Genomic DNA, 15171 nt, shown 5'->3' with positions numbered 1-15171 from the left:
GTCACGCCAGCTTCGCGGTCAGGTCAATAGACTGACCTTCTGCAAGCTGAACGAACGCCTTTTTAACGTCAGAACGCTGACCCACACGCCCTTTAAAGCGCTTGGTTTTACCTTTCTGGACAAGGGTGTTGACACCAACAACCTTGACCCCGAACAGCGTTTCCACCGCAACCTTGATTTCAGGCTTGCTAGCCGTCATTGCGACCTTGAAAACAACCTGATTTTTTTCAGAAAGCGCAGTCGCCTTCTCGGTGATGACAGGCGTCCGTACGATATCGTACAGAGCTTCCCGAGAAAGACGCTCGGCTTTCTTGCGAATAGCAAGAATATTCGTCATGCCAGGCGTTCCTTCAGTCCTTCAAGGCCTGCCTGCGTGATGGCAAGCACCTCGTGGTTCAGAATGTCATAAACATTCGCGCCAATGGTCGGCAGAATGTCAATCTTCGGCAGATTGCGCGCTGCGCGTACGAAGTTTTCGTCCACAGAAGCATCAACAATCAGAGCGGAGCCCCAGCCGAGACCCTGCAGCTTCTTCGCCAGTTCGCTGGTCTTGGTCACGCCAGAAGCCGTGTCCAGAACAACCAGTTTACCTTCAGCCGCTTTCTGTGACAGAGCGGAGATCAGGCCGAGACGACGCACCTTTTTAGGCAGGTCATACCCATGATCGCGCACAACAGGACCATGCACAACGCCACCAGTTCTGTACTGGGGAGCACGCAGGGAGCCCTGACGAGCGCTACCGGTGCCTTTCTGGCGATACGGCTTTTTGGTCGTGCCGGACACTTCGCCCATGCCCTTGACCTTGTGCGTGCCAGCGCGGCGCTTTGCCAGCTGCCAGTGCACAACGCGTGCCATTACGTCCGCCCGGGGAGCTGCGCCGAAAAGTTCTTCCGGAAGCGTAGCTGAACCAGCCGTGCCGTTATCAAGTGTCTTGATTTCGATTTCCATGATCTCAGGCCTCCGCCTTCACAAGTGCTGCCGGATAAGGCGCATCGCTGTGGCGGGCTTTCTTGATCGCATCACGAATGAGAACGACACCATTCTTTGCTCCCGGAACGGAGCCACGAATCATGATCAGATTCTTTTCCGGATCGACCGCTGCGATTTCCAGATTCAAGGTGGTCACGCGTTCATCGCCCAGATGACCAGCCATTTTTTTGTTCTTGAAGGTTTTGCCAGGGTCCTGGCGGTTACCGGTCGAACCATGCGAACGGTGCGAAATGGACACACCATGCGAGGCTTCAAGACCAGCAAAATTCCAGCGCTTCATGGCGCCAGCAAACCCCTTACCCTTGCTTGTCCCCGTCACGTCAACCTTCTGGCCAACAACGAAATGGGAAGCAGAAAGAGCAGCACCAACTTCCAGCGTGGCATCATCAGCCACACGGAATTCACGCACTGTTTTCTTGGGTTCGACCTTCACGCGGGCAAAATGGCCACGGTTGGGTTTTGTTACGTTTTTCACCTTGGCGTTGCCCATACCCAGCTGGACAGCTACATAGCCATCACGCTCCTGAGTACGAACGTCTACCACCTGCAGTTCATCAACATGCAGGACGGTGACAGGCACATGTGTGCCGTCTTCCTTGAACAGTCGGGACATGCCCAACTTTTTTGCGATCAATCCGGTGCGCATCGTCTGGACCTTAAAGTTTGATCTCGACATCCACGCCAGCGGCGAGGTCGAGCTTCATGAGAGCGTCCACGGTCTGCGGAGTGGGCTCAACAATATCGAGCAAACGACGATGAGTCCGAATTTCGAACTGCTCGCGGCTCTTCTTGTCAACGTGAGGAGAACGGTTAACCGTAAACCGTTCGATATGCGTCGGCAGCGGGATAGGACCCCGAACCCGCGCACCCGTACGCTTCGCCGTATTCACGATCTCTTTCGTGCTGTTATCAAGCACCCGATGATCGTACGCTTTCAGGCGAATGCGGATGTTCTGGTTGTCCATCTGTTTCTTAGTCCAACACTTTACTTGTCCGGGTTATCCCGGCCGCCAAGTAAGACCCCAGCCGAATAATCGGCCGGGGCCACTCAGTCTCTAATCCCTTATCGATTACTCGATAATGGAAGCAACAACGCCTGCACCAACAGTGCGGCCACCTTCACGGATAGCGAAGCGGAGACCTTCGTCCATGGCGATCGGAGCAATCAGCTCGACTTCCATAGCGCAGTTGTCGCCAGGCATAACCATTTCCGTGCCTTCGGGCAGGTGCACAACACCCGTCACGTCAGTCGTACGGAAGTAGAACTGCGGACGATAGTTGGTGAAGAACGGCGTATGACGGCCACCTTCTTCCTTCGTCAGGATGTAGGCTTCTGCCTTGAACTTCTTATGCGGCGTGATGGAGCCGGGCTTGGCCAGAACCTGACCACGCTCAACGTCTTCACGCTTCGTGCCACGCACCAGCGCACCGATGTTGTCGCCTGCTTCGCCGCGATCAAGCAGCTTGCGGAACATTTCAACACCCGTAACGGTGGTCTTGATGGTGTCTTTCAGGCCGACGATTTCAACTTCGTCACCCACGTTGACAACACCACGTTCCACACGACCGGTCACAACAGTGCCGCGACCAGAGATGGAGAACACGTCTTCGATCGGCATCAGGAACGGACGGTCAACCGGACGTTCAGGCTGCGGGATGTACGCATCAACTGCGTCCATCAGATCGCGTACGCGGTTTTCACCAACTTCCGGATCACCATCTTCCAGAGTAACCAGAGCGGAGCCCTTGATTACAGGAATATCGTCACCGGGGAACTGGTAAGAAGACAGAAGTTCACGAACTTCCATTTCAACCAGTTCAAGCAGTTCCGGATCGTCAACCTGGTCAACCTTGTTCAGGAAGACAACCAGAGCCGGCACACCAACCTGACGAGCAAGAAGGATGTGTTCACGGGTCTGCGGCATCGGGCCGTCAGCAGCGGACACCACGAGGATGGCACCATCCATCTGCGCTGCACCGGTGATCATGTTCTTCACATAGTCAGCGTGTCCGGGGCAGTCGACGTGCGCGTAGTGACGGTTTGCGGTTTCATATTCCACGTGAGCGGTGGAAATGGTGATGCCGCGAGCGCGTTCTTCAGGGGCTGCGTCAATCATGTCGTATGCCTTGAACACAGCGCCGCCGGTCTTTGCCAGCGTCTTTGTGATGGCAGCCGTCAGAGACGTCTTACCATGGTCAACGTGACCAATGGTGCCGATGTTGCAGTGCGGTTTATTCCGCTCAAATTTAGCCTTAGCCATTGTTTACTCCATGCCCCAAAAAATGTCCGGGATGCAGTTGTTATAAGCGCCCCAATCCCTCGACAAGAGGGAAAGCGGAACTTTCACGGATTACCAGCGATAATGACTGAATGCCTTGTTGGCTTCAGCCATACGATGCGTGTCTTCACGCTTCTTCACAGCCGCACCACGATTGTTCACGGCATCCAGAAGTTCGTTGGACAGACGATCCTGCATGGTGTTTTCACCACGCTTGCGCGCAGCGTCGATGACCCAGCGAATAGCCAGAGCCTGACGACGGTCAGAACGCACTTCAACCGGAACCTGATAGGTTGCACCACCAACACGGCGGGAACGGACCTCTACAGCCGGCTTGACGTTGTCCAGAGCATTATGGAACAGCGCGATCGGATCGGACGCAGCACCATTGCGACGGGCCATGGAGTCAATCGCACCATAGACAATCTTTTCAGCTGTGGACTTCTTACCGTCGAACATCAGCGCGTTCATAAAACGCGTAATGACGACATCTCCGAACTTCGGATCGGGAAGGATCTCGCGCTTAACAGCACGATGACGGCGACTCATACCTTAACTTCCTCTTATTTCGGACGCTTGGCGCCATACAGCGAACGACGCTGACGCCGCTTGGCGATACCCTGCGTATCGAGAACACCGCGAAGGATGTGGTAACGAACACCCGGCAAATCTTTGACTCGACCGCCGCGGATAAGCACAACACTATGCTCCTGAAGGTTGTGACCTTCACCAGGAATATAGCTAACCACCTCATAGCCATTCGTCAGACGCACCTTGGCAACTTTACGCAGTGCGGAGTTAGGCTTTTTTGGTGTCGTCGTATAAACGCGGGTGCAAACGCCGCGCTTCTGGGGGCATCCCTGCAGAGCGGGCACTTTGTTCCGCTTAACTGCAGGCTTACGCCCCTTGGCAATGAGCTGGTTGATGGTCGGCATGCGCCTTTCCCGATCCTTACACAGTTCGGTCGGCAAGCCGCGTTTTCTGTGGCTGCCGACTTTCATTAAAAAGATCCCATCAGGTAACAACCCGAATGGGGCTATATTGGCATCCGGTTCCGCTTCCCCCCGGAAGCCAACCGCATGCTAAAACTCATACAGAGAACCTGAGTGCCTTACTCATCCACAAAGATAAGCAAAGCTGAGGGCTGCTAACTACAGCCCCCCCCGGCAGAAGTCAAGCTTTACCCCGCGATTCTCTACTCTGCTCCTGATAAACATACAAAAAAGGCCGGAGCATTTGCCCCGGCCTTTTCTTTTGTTTGGTAGTAGAGTTTATTCCGCAGCCGTACGGCTTACCCGCTGCTTGTCCTGCTCTGCAGCAATAGCGCGCAGACGCTTCATAACACTGCCCGTTCCTGCGGGGATCAAACGCCCTACAATCACGTTTTCCTTCAGGCCCATAAGCTTGTCGACCTTACCGGCTGTTGCCGCCTCGGTCAGAACGCGCGTGGTTTCCTGGAAGGACGCAGCAGAGATGAACGACTGAGTCTGCAGAGAGGCCTTGGTAATCCCCTGCAACACGGGCATGGCCAGCGCAGGCCGTTCATTCGCATTGAGGCACTTTGTGTTCTCAACATCGAACTCAAGCCGGTCAACCGTCTCGCCAATCAGGTAGGTCGTATCACCCGGCTCCAGAATTTCGACTTTCTGGAGCATCTGACGAACGATCACCTCAATGTGCTTATCATTGATCTTCACGCCCTGCAGACGATAGACATCCTGAATTTCGTTGATCAGGTAGTCAGAGAGAGCCTCAACCCCCATGACCTTCAGAATGTCGTGCGGAACGCGGGGACCATCGACCAGCGGATCACCTTTTTCCACAAAGTCACCTTCCTGAACGGAAATGTGCTTGCCTTTGGGAATCAGATATTCCTGCTCATGGCCGGACTCATCGTTTTTAACGACAATCCGACGTTTGGACTTGTAGTCCTTGCCGAATTCAACGCGCCCTTCCATTTCCGCGATAATAGCGTGGTCTTTAGGACGGCGCGCCTCAAACAGTTCCGCAACGCGTGGCAGACCACCGGTAATGTCACGCGTCTTGGAGCCTTCACGCGGCAGGCGGGCCAACACGTCACCTGCGTTCACTTCTGCACCATTTTCAATGGACAGCAGCGTTTCAGGCGACAGGAAGTAACGCGCTTCAGCCCCGTTATCCAGCTTGATCACCTCGCCGTTGGCATCCTTAAGCTGCAACCGCGGACGCAGATCAACGCCCTTACCTGCCTGCTTGTAGTCAACCACAACTTTGGATGTCAGGCCGGTCACTTCGTCCATACGCTCGACAAGCGTGATGGAGTCAATGAGGTCCAGATATTCGACCTTACCGGCTTTTTCGGTAATGATCGGCAGGGTGTAGGGGTCCCACTCGGCCAGCTTCTGACCACGTGATACCGATGCCCCTTCCGTGGTAAGCAGACGCGCACCATAAGGGACACGGTAGCGGAACTTTTCCGCACCTTTTTCATCCGTCAACAGAATTTCGCAGTTACGGGCCATGACAATTGGCACGTTCTGGCTGTTCTGCACCACGTTGCGATTGCGGATGACAACTTTGCCATCACGCGACGCTTCGATCATGGACTGTTCTGCACCACGCTGTGCCGCACCACCGATATGGAAGGTACGCATGGTCAGCTGGGTGCCAGGCTCACCAATGGACTGAGCTGCAATAACACCAACCGCTTCACCAATGTTAACTGGTGTGCCGCGCGCCAGATCACGCCCATAGCAACGGCCGCAAACACCGACGCGACTATCACAGGTGAGCACGGAGCGAATGTGAACAACTTCAACACCGGACGCTTCAATGCGCTCAGCATCGGCTTCATCCACAAGGCGGTTCCGCTCAGCGATCACAGCACCCGTAGTGGGGTCAACCACATCGGACGCCAGTGAACGGCCAAGAATACGCTCGGACAGAGACGCTACAACTTCGCCCCCATCCATGACTGCGCGCACCGTCAGCCCACGTTCACTACCGCAATCTTCTTCGATAATGATGCTGTCCTGCGCCACGTCCACCAGACGACGGGTCAGATAACCGGAGTTTGCAGTTTTGAGTGCCGTATCCGCCAGCCCCTTACGTGCACCATGGGTGGACGTAAAGTAGTCAAGGACCGAAAGCCCTTCCTTAAAGTTGGCAATAATCGGCTGTTCAATAATCTCGCCCGATGGCTTGGCCATAAGACCACGCATCCCGGCAAGCTGCTTCATCTGTGCCGGCGACCCACGAGCCCCGGAGTGGCTCATCATCCAGACAGAGTTAATGGGTTTACCCACTTCCTGACGGGAGATTTCCTTGGTCATGGCAGCCTGCACTTCATCCGTGCAACGCGACCATGCGTCAACCACCTTGTTGTAGCGTTCGCCAGCCGTAATCAGACCGTCCTGATACTGCTGTTCAAATTCTTTGACCTCGGTTGCCGTACGATCAACCAGTTCCTTCTTTTCTGCCGGGATGATCATGTCATCCTTACCGAAGGAAATGCCAGCCTTGGCCGCATGACGGAACCCAAGAGCCATCAGACGGTCACAGAAAATGACAGCTTCTTTCTGCCCACAGTGACGGTACACGGTGTCGATCACGTCAGACACTGCTTTTTTGGTCAACTGGCGGTTGATCAGAGAGAACGGAACAGTTTCATGCTGGGGCAGAATCTGAGCAATCAGAACGCGTCCCGGCGTGGTCACTGCTGTTTCGTACACACGTTTGCCATCAGCACCGACCTTCTCAAAACGTGCACGGATTTTGTCGTGCAGTTTAAGAGCGCCGGCGTTCAGCGCGTATTCAACTTCCCCGATGGAAGAGAAAGACGTAGCACCAGCTTTGACCAATTCACCCGTCGTGGCGTCATATTCGTTACGATCGGGGGTGACTTTGAACTCAGGCGTTTCAAGGCTCAGGTAATAAAGCCCCAGAACAATATCCTGAGAAGGCACAATAATCGGTTTGCCGTTTGCAGGGCTGAGGATGTTGTTGGTGGACATCATCAGCACGCGGGCTTCAAGCTGGGCTTCCAAGCTGAGCGGCACGTGCACGGCCATCTGGTCGCCGTCAAAGTCAGCGTTAAAAGCTGTGCAGACCAGCGGGTGCAGCTGAATGGCCTTGCCTTCCACCAGCACAGGTTCAAACGCCTGAATGCCAAGGCGGTGCAGTGTTGGTGCACGGTTCAGCAGCACGGGGTGTTCACGAATAACTTCTTCGAGAATATCCCATACTTCCGGACGCTCCTTTTCCACCATACGCTTTGCAGCTTTGATGGTGGTGGCGTGCCCGTATTTTTCCAGTTTTGCGTAGATAAAGGGCTTGAAGAGTTCAAGCGCCATTTTCTTCGGCAGGCCGCACTGATGGAGCTTGAGTTCAGGCCCCACCACGATGACCGAACGACCGGAATAGTCAACGCGCTTACCCAGCAGGTTCTGACGGAAGCGCCCCTGCTTGCCCTTAAGCATGTCGGACAGAGATTTGAGCGGACGTTTGTTAGCACCCGTGATGGCGCGACCACGACGGCCGTTATCAAACAGAGCGTCAACAGCTTCCTGCAACATGCGCTTTTCGTTACGCACGATAATATCGGGTGCGCGCAGTTCCATCAGCCGCTTGAGACGGTTGTTACGGTTGATAACGCGACGATACAGGTCGTTCAGGTCGGATGTAGCAAAACGACCACCATCAAGCGGCACAAGCGGGCGCAGTTCCGGCGGAATAACCGGTACCAGATCCAGAATCATCCATTCCGGGCGTGCACCACTTTCGGAGAACGCTTCAACCAGTTTCAGACGCTTGACAAGCTTCTTGCGTTTGGCCTCGGACGTGGTTTCCTTGAGAGCCTGACGCAGTTCAACTTTTTCAGCATCGCACTCAATGCGTTCAAGAACCTTCTTGATCGCTTCTGCGCCGATGCCGACTTCAATCCCTTCCTCGCCATAATCGTCCATGGCGTCGAGATACTGTTCTTCGCTCAGGAGAGAATACTGCTTGAGGGGCGACGTGCCGGGCTCGAGAACCAGATAGTTCTCAAAATACAGAACTTTTTCAAGGTCCTTGAGCGTCAAATCGACCATAAGGCCGATGCGGCTAGGCAGGGACTTCAGGAACCAGATGTGCGCAACAGGGCTTGCAAGCTGGATGTGGCCCATGCGCTCACGCCGGACTTTGGCCAGCGTAACTTCAACGCCGCACTTTTCGCAGATAATACCGCGGAACTTCATCCGCTTGTATTTGCCGCACAGGCATTCGTAATCCTTGATCGGGCCAAAGATCCGAGCGCAGAACAGGCCATCACGTTCAGGCTTGAACGTACGGTAGTTAATGGTCTCGGGCTTCTTGATTTCACCGAAAGACCAGGACCGGATCTGCTCGGGAGATGCGAGCTGGATCTTGATCTGGTCAAAGGTCATTGCCTGGCCAGTCTGGCCAAGAATTTTCATGAGTTCATTCATGTGCAGAAGCCCCCAAAGGGAAATGGAGCGCTGGAGCAATAGCTCCAGCCTCCTTCTTGAAATAAGTACGGATTGTGGCGGGGAAAGTCACCGTTAGCCTGCCCCCTGCTCCAGCTCCACATTGAGACCAAGGGATTTGAGTTCCTTGATCAACACGTTGAAGCTTTCCGGAATACCGGCTTCAAAGTCATCCTGTTCACGTACGATCGCTTCATAAACCTTTGTTCGACCGGAAACGTCATCCGACTTGACAGTCAGCATTTCCTGCAAGGTGTAGGCCGCGCCATAAGCTTCGAGCGCCCACACTTCCATTTCCCCAAAGCGCTGACCACCGAACTGCGCCTTACCACCCAGCGGCTGCTGCGTGACAAGCGAGTATGGACCAATGGAACGCGCATGGATCTTGTCATCAACAAGGTGATGCAGCTTGAGCATGTAGATGTAACCAACGGTCGTCTTACGCTCGAACTGCTCGCCCGTACGCCCGTCAATCAACTGCGACTGACCCGATTTATTCACACCAGCTTTTTCCAGCATGGCTTCAATATCGGGGATGGAAGCACCATCAAACACAGGAGTGGCAATAGGCACGCCCTTACGCAGGTTGTTGGCCAGTTCCACCAGTTCGTCGTTGTTCATGTCTGCAATGGCGTCGTCATAGACTTTTTCGCCATAGACATCTTTCAGACGATCCAGCAGGTCCTGCCGTTTTTCACCCGTACGCTGGTAGTCATCCACCAGATCACCAATGCCACGACCGATGTTGGCACAGGCCCAGCCCAGATGCGTTTCCAGAATCTGCCCGACGTTCATGCGCGATGGCACGCCAAGCGGGTTCAGCACCAGATCAACCGGGGTACCATCCTCAAGGAACGGCATGTCTTCAACAGGCACCACGCGGGAGACAACACCCTTGTTCCCGTGGCGGCCAGCCATTTTATCACCCGGCTGGAGTTTGCGCTTAACGGCCACAAACACCTTGACCATCTTCATGACACCGGGCGGCAGCTCATCACCACGCTGGAGCTTTTCCACCTTGCTTTCAAAGCGTGCCTGAATGCGGGCGATCGCCGCATCAAACTCACGCCGCAGGGTTTCCAGCTCAGCCATGACGCTGTCAGAAGCCACAACAATGTGGCGCCATGTCGCACGCGGCTGTTCGTCCAGAACTTCCTGTGTGATGACCGTACCGGAGCGAATACCTTTGTAACCAGCACCTGCGGTCTGATCGAGCAGCTTTTCACGCAGACGGCTGTAGAAAGAGCGTTCCTGAATGGCGCGCTCGTCATCCCGGTCTTTAGCCAGACGCTCAATTTCAGCCCGCTCAATGGCCATCGCACGTTCATCTTTGTCTACCCCACGGCGGGAGAAGACGCGAACGTCAACAATGGTACCCGTTGTGCCGGGCGGCAGGCGCAGGGATGTGTCGCGCACATCGGATGCTTTTTCACCAAAAATGGCGCGCAGGAGTTTTTCTTCCGGCGTCATCGGGCTTTCGCCCTTTGGCGTGACCTTACCGATCAGGATGTCGCCAGGATTAACTTCAGCCCCGACATAGACAATACCGGCTTCATCGAGGTTGCGCAGCGCTTCCTCACCGACATTGGGAATGTCACGGGTGATTTCTTCCTGACCCAGCTTGGTGTCACGGGCCATGACTTCGAATTCCTCGATATGGATCGAGGTAAACACGTCATCCTTGGCAATCCGCTCGGAAATAAGGATGGAGTCTTCGAAGTTGTAACCATTCCATGGCATGAACGCGACCAGCACGTTACGCCCCAGGGCCAGTTCACCCAGCTCGGTGGAGGGACCATCCGCAATAATGTCACCTACGCTAACCTGATCCCCCACATGCACCAGCGGACGCTGGTTGATGCAGGTGGACTGGTTGGAGCGGGAGTATTTGCGCAGACGGTAGATATCAACACCCTGCGTGGCACCGCTTGCATCCGTTGAGCGCACAACAATACGGGCACCGTCGATCTGGTCCACAATACCGTTACGTTTAGCAACAATGGTTGCACCGGAATCCCGTGCAACAGCCGCTTCCATGCCTGTACCCACCAGCGGAGCGTCGGAACGCACCAGCGGCACAGCCTGACGCTGCATGTTCGAGCCCATCAGTGCGCGGTTCGCGTCATCGTTCTCAAGGAACGGAATAAGCGCTGCGGCAACAGAAACGAGCTGCTTGGGAGACACGTCGCAGGCAGTCACTTCGGTCGGGGGAACAAGACGGAAGTCCCCGTTACGGCGAACGGAAATCAGGTCGCTGGTCAAAGCACCCTGATCATTCACCTTGGCGTCCGCCTGAGCAACAACCAGCTTTTCCTCTTCCATAGCGGAGAGGTATTTCCAGCCGTCCTGCAACACGCCGTCCTTAACCAGACGGTAAGGTGTTTCAATAAAGCCGTATTTGTTGACCTTGGCGTATGTAGCCAAAGAGTTGATCAGACCGATGTTCGGCCCTTCTGGCGTTTCAATCGGGCAGATACGGCCGTAGTGGGTCGGGTGCACGTCACGGACTTCAAAGCCCGCACGCTCACGCGTCAGACCGCCCGGACCAAGCGCTGAAAGACGACGCTTGTGCGTGACTTCGGACAGCGGGTTGGTCTGGTCCATGAACTGGCTGAGCTGTGAAGAGCCAAAGAACTCACGCACAGCGGCAGCAGCAGGCTTGGCGTTGATCAGGTCATGCGGCATGACCGTATCAATATCCACCGAGCCCATACGCTCACGGATGGCACGTTCCATACGCAGCAGGCCGATGCGGTATTGGTTTTCCATCAGTTCGCCCACAGAGCGAACACGACGGTTACCCAGATTATCAATGTCATCAATCTGGCCGCGACCATCCTTCAGGTCACACAGAACCTTGATGGTGCGCAGAATATCGTCCTTGCGCAGCACGCGCACGGTATCTGGCACATCAATGTCCAGCCGCATGTTCATCTTTACGCGACCGACAGCGGACAGGTCATAGCGGTCGGCATCAAAAAACAGACCCTGAAGCATTGCTTCTGCTGTTTCAGCCGTTGGCGGCTCGCCGGGACGCATAACACGGTAAATGTCGATCAGCGCTTCGTCACGACCACTGTTTTTGTCAACAGTCAGCGTATTGCGGATCCACGGGCCTTTGGCAGAATCAATCGCCAGAACCGGCAGCTCGTTAATACCAGCCTCTTCCAGCGCAACCAGACGGGCTTCGGTGATTTCCTCACCAGCTTCACCGTAGATTTCGCCAGTGTTCATGTTGACCATGTCATGCGCGATAAAGCGACCGATCAGATCGACTTCACCCACCAGCACTTCACGGGTTTTTTCGGCAATTTTGCGAACAAGACGGGCCGTCAGCTTGGTTTCCGCATCTGCCACAACTTCACCGGTTTCGGCGTCCACCAGAGGAGCCAGCAGCTTGAGACCACGGAACGAATCAGCATCGAACGGACGTGCCCAGCCTTTGGCGGACTTGGTGAAGGTCACCGTGTCGTAGAAGTAGCCGAGGATTTCATTGGCATCCATGCCCTGAATATCCAGCGCATCCACATCCCCACCTTCTGCCAGCTTGGCTTTACGTGCGGCGGATGATGCAGCCCCTTCCAACGCATACAGCAGCGTGGTGACAGGCAGCTTACGCTTGCGGTCAATGCGGACGTACAGCAGGTCCTTGGCATCGAATTCGAAATCGAGCCATGAACCACGGTACGGAATCACGCGCGCAGCAAACAGGTATTTACCCGAAGAATGCGTCTTACCTTTATCGTGGTCAAAGAACACACCGGGGGAACGGTGCATCTGGCTGACGATCACGCGTTCGGTGCCGTTGACAATAAAGGTGCCGTTATCAGTCATGAGCGGCATGTCGCCCATGTAAACCGGCTGCTCCTTGATGTCGCGGATGGAGCGGGAACCTGTGTCCTCGTCCACATCCCATACGATCAGGCGCAGAATAACCTTGAGAGGCGCAGAGAATGTGAGGCCACGCTGGATGCATTCCTCAACATCATATTTCGGGTCTTCGAATTCGTAGCTGACGAACTCCAGACGACCACGACCTGCGAAGTCATTGATTGGGAATACAGAACGGAAAACCTCCTGCAAACCCGTCGGCACGCGCGCATCAGGCGACACATTGGCCTGAAGAAACGTCTCATAAGACGCACGCTGCACATCTATCAGGTTCGGCATCGGGGCGATTTCGGGAATCCGCCCGAAACTTTTGCGAATCCGCTTCCGTCCTGTGAACGATTTGGTAATTGCGTTCATCGTCGCTCCTGCCCCGCCCTTATCTCGGACCATCAGGCTCGTGGTCTGCCGCGAGCCTGATGGTCCGACCTACTTTCGGCCAAAACCCAGACCGGATTTACCCGGCCACCTGCCCCAGATCAACCTGAAACAGGCAAACGGGCGGAGGCATACACCCCCACCCGAGAACCTCAATTCCCTTCACCCTAACCTTAACGGAGAGGGTCAAGGCAATCTTACTTAACTTCGACGGTCGCGCCGTTGTCTTCAAGAAGCTTCTTGATTTTAGCAGCTTCGTCCTTGCTGACGCCTTCCTTGACGGGCTTGGGAGCGCCTTCAACCAGGTCCTTAGCTTCTTTCAGGCCCAGACCCGTGATGCCACGGATTTCCTTAATCACGTTGATCTTCTTTTCGCCAGCGGCGGCCAGAATAACCGTGAATTCGGTCTGCTCTTCAGCAGCCGGAGCAGCAGCACCCGGAGCAGCAGCAGCAACTGCAACAGGAGCAGCAGCGGAAACGCCCCATTTTTCTTCGAGCAGCTTGGAAAGTTCAGCAGCTTCAAGAACGGTCAGAGCGGACAGTTCGTCAACAAGCTTAGCAAGATCAGCCATAGTCAGACTTCCTAATATAAACACTGGTTAGCAAAACGCAACCTCTACACAGAGGCCGCGCGTATTTCTTGTACACATCCCCAATATAGGAATGCGTGGTCAGGCAGCTTCACCCGTTTTGGCATAGGCCCCAAAAACACGAGCAAGCTGGCCAGCCGGCGCCTGAACAACACTGGCAATGCGCGTAGCGGGCGTGGAGATAAGACCCACGAGCTGTGCGCGAAGCGTGTCGAGCGACGGCAGCTCGGCCAGAGCCTTGATCCCAGCTGCATCAAGCACCTGAGAACCAAGAGAACCGCCAAGCAGCTCAAGCTTGTCATTGGTTTTGGCGAACTCAACGATCACCTTCGCCACTGATACAGGTTCGTCCGCCCACGCAAGCGCGGTCGGCCCCGTCAGCAGCGGCGCGATGCCGCTGAACTGGGTCCCATCCAGGGCGAGAGTTGCCAGCCGGTTTTTGGCAACCTTGTAGTTTGCACCCGCTGCCCGCACCTTGCGTCGCAGATCCGTCACATCAGCTACGGTTAACCCTTTATTACGGGTCACCACAACCATGGACGTTTCGGCGAACACGGCGGCCAGAGAGGCAACAAGGGCCTTCTTTTCCGTACGGTCCAAATCCCGTCTCCGTCTTGTTCCATCAGATATAAACCTGACAGAACGGGTTGCCCTTTAGGTTCTGCAACAAACAGAACCCGCTCGCCTGTCCTTGATAAACGGAATATCTGGCACTGCCGAAAAACTCTCAGCCTGCAACCAGCATCCCCGTCTTACCACGCGCCAGCCCCGGAGGAGCCGATTAAGACCAAAGCCGCGTGTGGTCTCGGACAGGTATAGAAAGCGGTAAACCGCTCCCTTATGCACCGGACCAGCCATAAAGACCAGTCCAGCAACATTCTTGCTCAGCCTGCGAAGGCAGAGACGTCCAGCTGTACACCCGGCCCCATTGTGGAGGTCAGGGCAGCTTTCTTCAGGTAAGTCCCTTTAGCGCCTGCGGGGCGGGCCTTCTGCACGGCATCAACAAATGCACGCACGTTTTCGGCCAGCTTGTCCGCACCAAAGGATGCCTTGCCGACGCCAGCATGGATAATGCCGGTTTTTTCAGCACGGTATTCAACCTGCCCGGACTTGGCTGCCAGAACGGCACCCTTAACGTCCATGGTTACTGTGCCCAGCTTGGGGTTAGGCATCAGACCACGCGGGCCGAGGATCTTACCCAGACGACCCACCAGAGCCATCATGTCGGGCGTTGCAATGCAGCGGTCGAAAGCGATTTCGCCAGCCTGCACCTGCTCCATCAGGTCTTCCGCACCAACAACATCTGCACCGGCTGCCTTGGCTTCTTCAGCCTTGGGGCCACGTGCAAACACGCCAACGCGCAGGGTCTTGCCCGTGCCGTTGGGCAGGGAGACAAAACCACGGACCATCTGGTCAGCATGACGGGGGTCGATGCCCAGGTTCAGAGCAATTTCAACCGTTTCGTCAAACTTCGCGGTTGCGTTGTCTTTGACGAGGGAAATGGCTTCGTCCAGAGCATAGGCCTGCCCTGCAACCACCTTGGCGCGAGCCGCCGTAAGACGCTTGTTCTGTGCCATGACC

Annotated in this window: 12 protein-coding genes; all 12 read right to left on the bottom strand. The window is 55.3% G+C overall.

Going from position 1 to position 15171, the window contains the following annotated elements; translation table 11 throughout:
* Window position 1 precedes the first annotated feature (1 nt).
* On the bottom strand, window positions 2–337 hold the full coding sequence (locus tag HK26_RS03310; protein WP_025826968.1) for a 50S ribosomal protein L23: 336 nt from the start codon (window positions 335–337) through the stop codon (window positions 2–4).
* Window positions 334–948 carry a 50S ribosomal protein L4 gene (rplD, locus tag HK26_RS03305; protein ID WP_025826970.1) on the bottom strand — a complete coding sequence of 205 codons (615 nt, stop codon included), beginning with the start codon at window positions 946–948 and terminating at the stop codon, window positions 334–336. The genes HK26_RS03310 and rplD overlap by 4 nt, the downstream gene beginning before the upstream one ends.
* A 4-nt stretch (window positions 949–952) precedes the next feature.
* Window positions 953–1636, bottom strand: a complete 684-nt coding sequence (rplC, locus tag HK26_RS03300; protein WP_025826972.1) for a 50S ribosomal protein L3 — start codon at window positions 1634–1636, stop codon at window positions 953–955.
* A gap of 10 nt (window positions 1637–1646) precedes the next feature.
* Complete coding sequence (rpsJ, locus tag HK26_RS03295; RefSeq protein WP_007282720.1) at window positions 1647–1955, bottom strand: 30S ribosomal protein S10; 309 nt, start codon at window positions 1953–1955, stop codon at window positions 1647–1649.
* A 105-nt stretch (window positions 1956–2060) separates the two neighbouring features.
* The gene (tuf, locus tag HK26_RS03290) at window positions 2061–3251 is read right to left on the bottom strand and encodes an elongation factor Tu (RefSeq protein ID WP_025826974.1); all 1191 of its coding nucleotides are present in this window, start codon (window positions 3249–3251) and stop codon (window positions 2061–2063) included.
* Window positions 3252–3341: 90 nt separating this feature from the next.
* A complete protein-coding gene (gene rpsG, locus HK26_RS03285) occupies window positions 3342–3818 on the bottom strand; it encodes a 30S ribosomal protein S7 (protein ID WP_086638473.1) in 477 nt (158 codons plus the stop codon).
* Window positions 3819–3832: 14 nt separating this feature from the next.
* Complete coding sequence (rpsL, locus tag HK26_RS03280) at window positions 3833–4204, bottom strand: 30S ribosomal protein S12 (RefSeq protein ID WP_003622698.1); 372 nt, start codon at window positions 4202–4204, stop codon at window positions 3833–3835.
* 336 nt (window positions 4205–4540) lie between these two features.
* Window positions 4541–8716 carry a DNA-directed RNA polymerase subunit beta' gene (gene rpoC / locus HK26_RS03275; RefSeq protein ID WP_086638717.1) on the bottom strand — a complete coding sequence of 1392 codons (4176 nt, stop codon included), beginning with the start codon at window positions 8714–8716 and terminating at the stop codon, window positions 4541–4543.
* Between the two features lie 93 nt (window positions 8717–8809).
* Window positions 8810–12982, bottom strand: a complete 4173-nt coding sequence (gene rpoB / locus HK26_RS03270) for a DNA-directed RNA polymerase subunit beta (protein WP_086638472.1) — start codon at window positions 12980–12982, stop codon at window positions 8810–8812.
* A 215-nt stretch (window positions 12983–13197) separates the two neighbouring features.
* Entirely contained in the window at window positions 13198–13572 is a 375-nt protein-coding gene (rplL, locus tag HK26_RS03265) for a 50S ribosomal protein L7/L12 (protein ID WP_025826980.1), read from the bottom strand.
* Window positions 13573–13671: 99 nt separating this feature from the next.
* Window positions 13672–14190, bottom strand: a complete 519-nt coding sequence (rplJ, locus tag HK26_RS03260; RefSeq protein ID WP_025826982.1) for a 50S ribosomal protein L10 — start codon at window positions 14188–14190, stop codon at window positions 13672–13674.
* A 284-nt stretch (window positions 14191–14474) separates the two neighbouring features.
* Window positions 14475–15167 (bottom strand): 50S ribosomal protein L1, encoded by a 693-nt coding sequence (gene rplA / locus HK26_RS03255; RefSeq protein WP_086638471.1) that lies wholly within the window; start codon window positions 15165–15167, stop codon window positions 14475–14477.
* Between the last annotated feature and the right edge of the window lie 4 nt (window positions 15168–15171).

Origin of the sequence: Acetobacter okinawensis, from assembly GCF_002153655.1 — a bacterium.
Classification (GTDB): domain Bacteria; phylum Pseudomonadota; class Alphaproteobacteria; order Acetobacterales; family Acetobacteraceae; genus Acetobacter; species Acetobacter okinawensis_A.
This window is presented reverse-complemented; position numbering and strand designations above follow the sequence as displayed.

Excerpts from the sequence above, each read along its gene's own strand:
- HK26_RS03310 (WP_025826968.1), bottom strand. The coding sequence starts at position 337 with ATGACGAATATTCTTGCTATTCGCAAGAAAGCCGAGCGTCTTTCTCGG.
- rplD (WP_025826970.1), bottom strand. The coding sequence starts at position 948 with ATGGAAATCGAAATCAAGACACTTGATAACGGCACGGCTGGTTCAGCT.
- rplC (WP_025826972.1), bottom strand. The coding sequence starts at position 1,636 with ATGCGCACCGGATTGATCGCAAAAAAGTTGGGCATGTCCCGACTGTTC.
- rpsJ (WP_007282720.1), bottom strand. The coding sequence starts at position 1,955 with ATGGACAACCAGAACATCCGCATTCGCCTGAAAGCGTACGATCATCGG.
- tuf (WP_025826974.1), bottom strand. The coding sequence starts at position 3,251 with ATGGCTAAGGCTAAATTTGAGCGGAATAAACCGCACTGCAACATCGGC.
- rpsG (WP_086638473.1), bottom strand. The coding sequence starts at position 3,818 with ATGAGTCGCCGTCATCGTGCTGTTAAGCGCGAGATCCTTCCCGATCCG.
- rpsL (WP_003622698.1), bottom strand. The coding sequence starts at position 4,204 with ATGCCGACCATCAACCAGCTCATTGCCAAGGGGCGTAAGCCTGCAGTT.
- rpoC (WP_086638717.1), bottom strand. The coding sequence starts at position 8,716 with ATGAATGAACTCATGAAAATTCTTGGCCAGACTGGCCAGGCAATGACC.
- rpoB (WP_086638472.1), bottom strand. The coding sequence starts at position 12,982 with ATGAACGCAATTACCAAATCGTTCACAGGACGGAAGCGGATTCGCAAA.
- rplL (WP_025826980.1), bottom strand. The coding sequence starts at position 13,572 with ATGGCTGATCTTGCTAAGCTTGTTGACGAACTGTCCGCTCTGACCGTT.
- rplA (WP_086638471.1), bottom strand. The coding sequence starts at position 15,167 with ATGGCACAGAACAAGCGTCTTACGGCGGCTCGCGCCAAGGTGGTTGCA.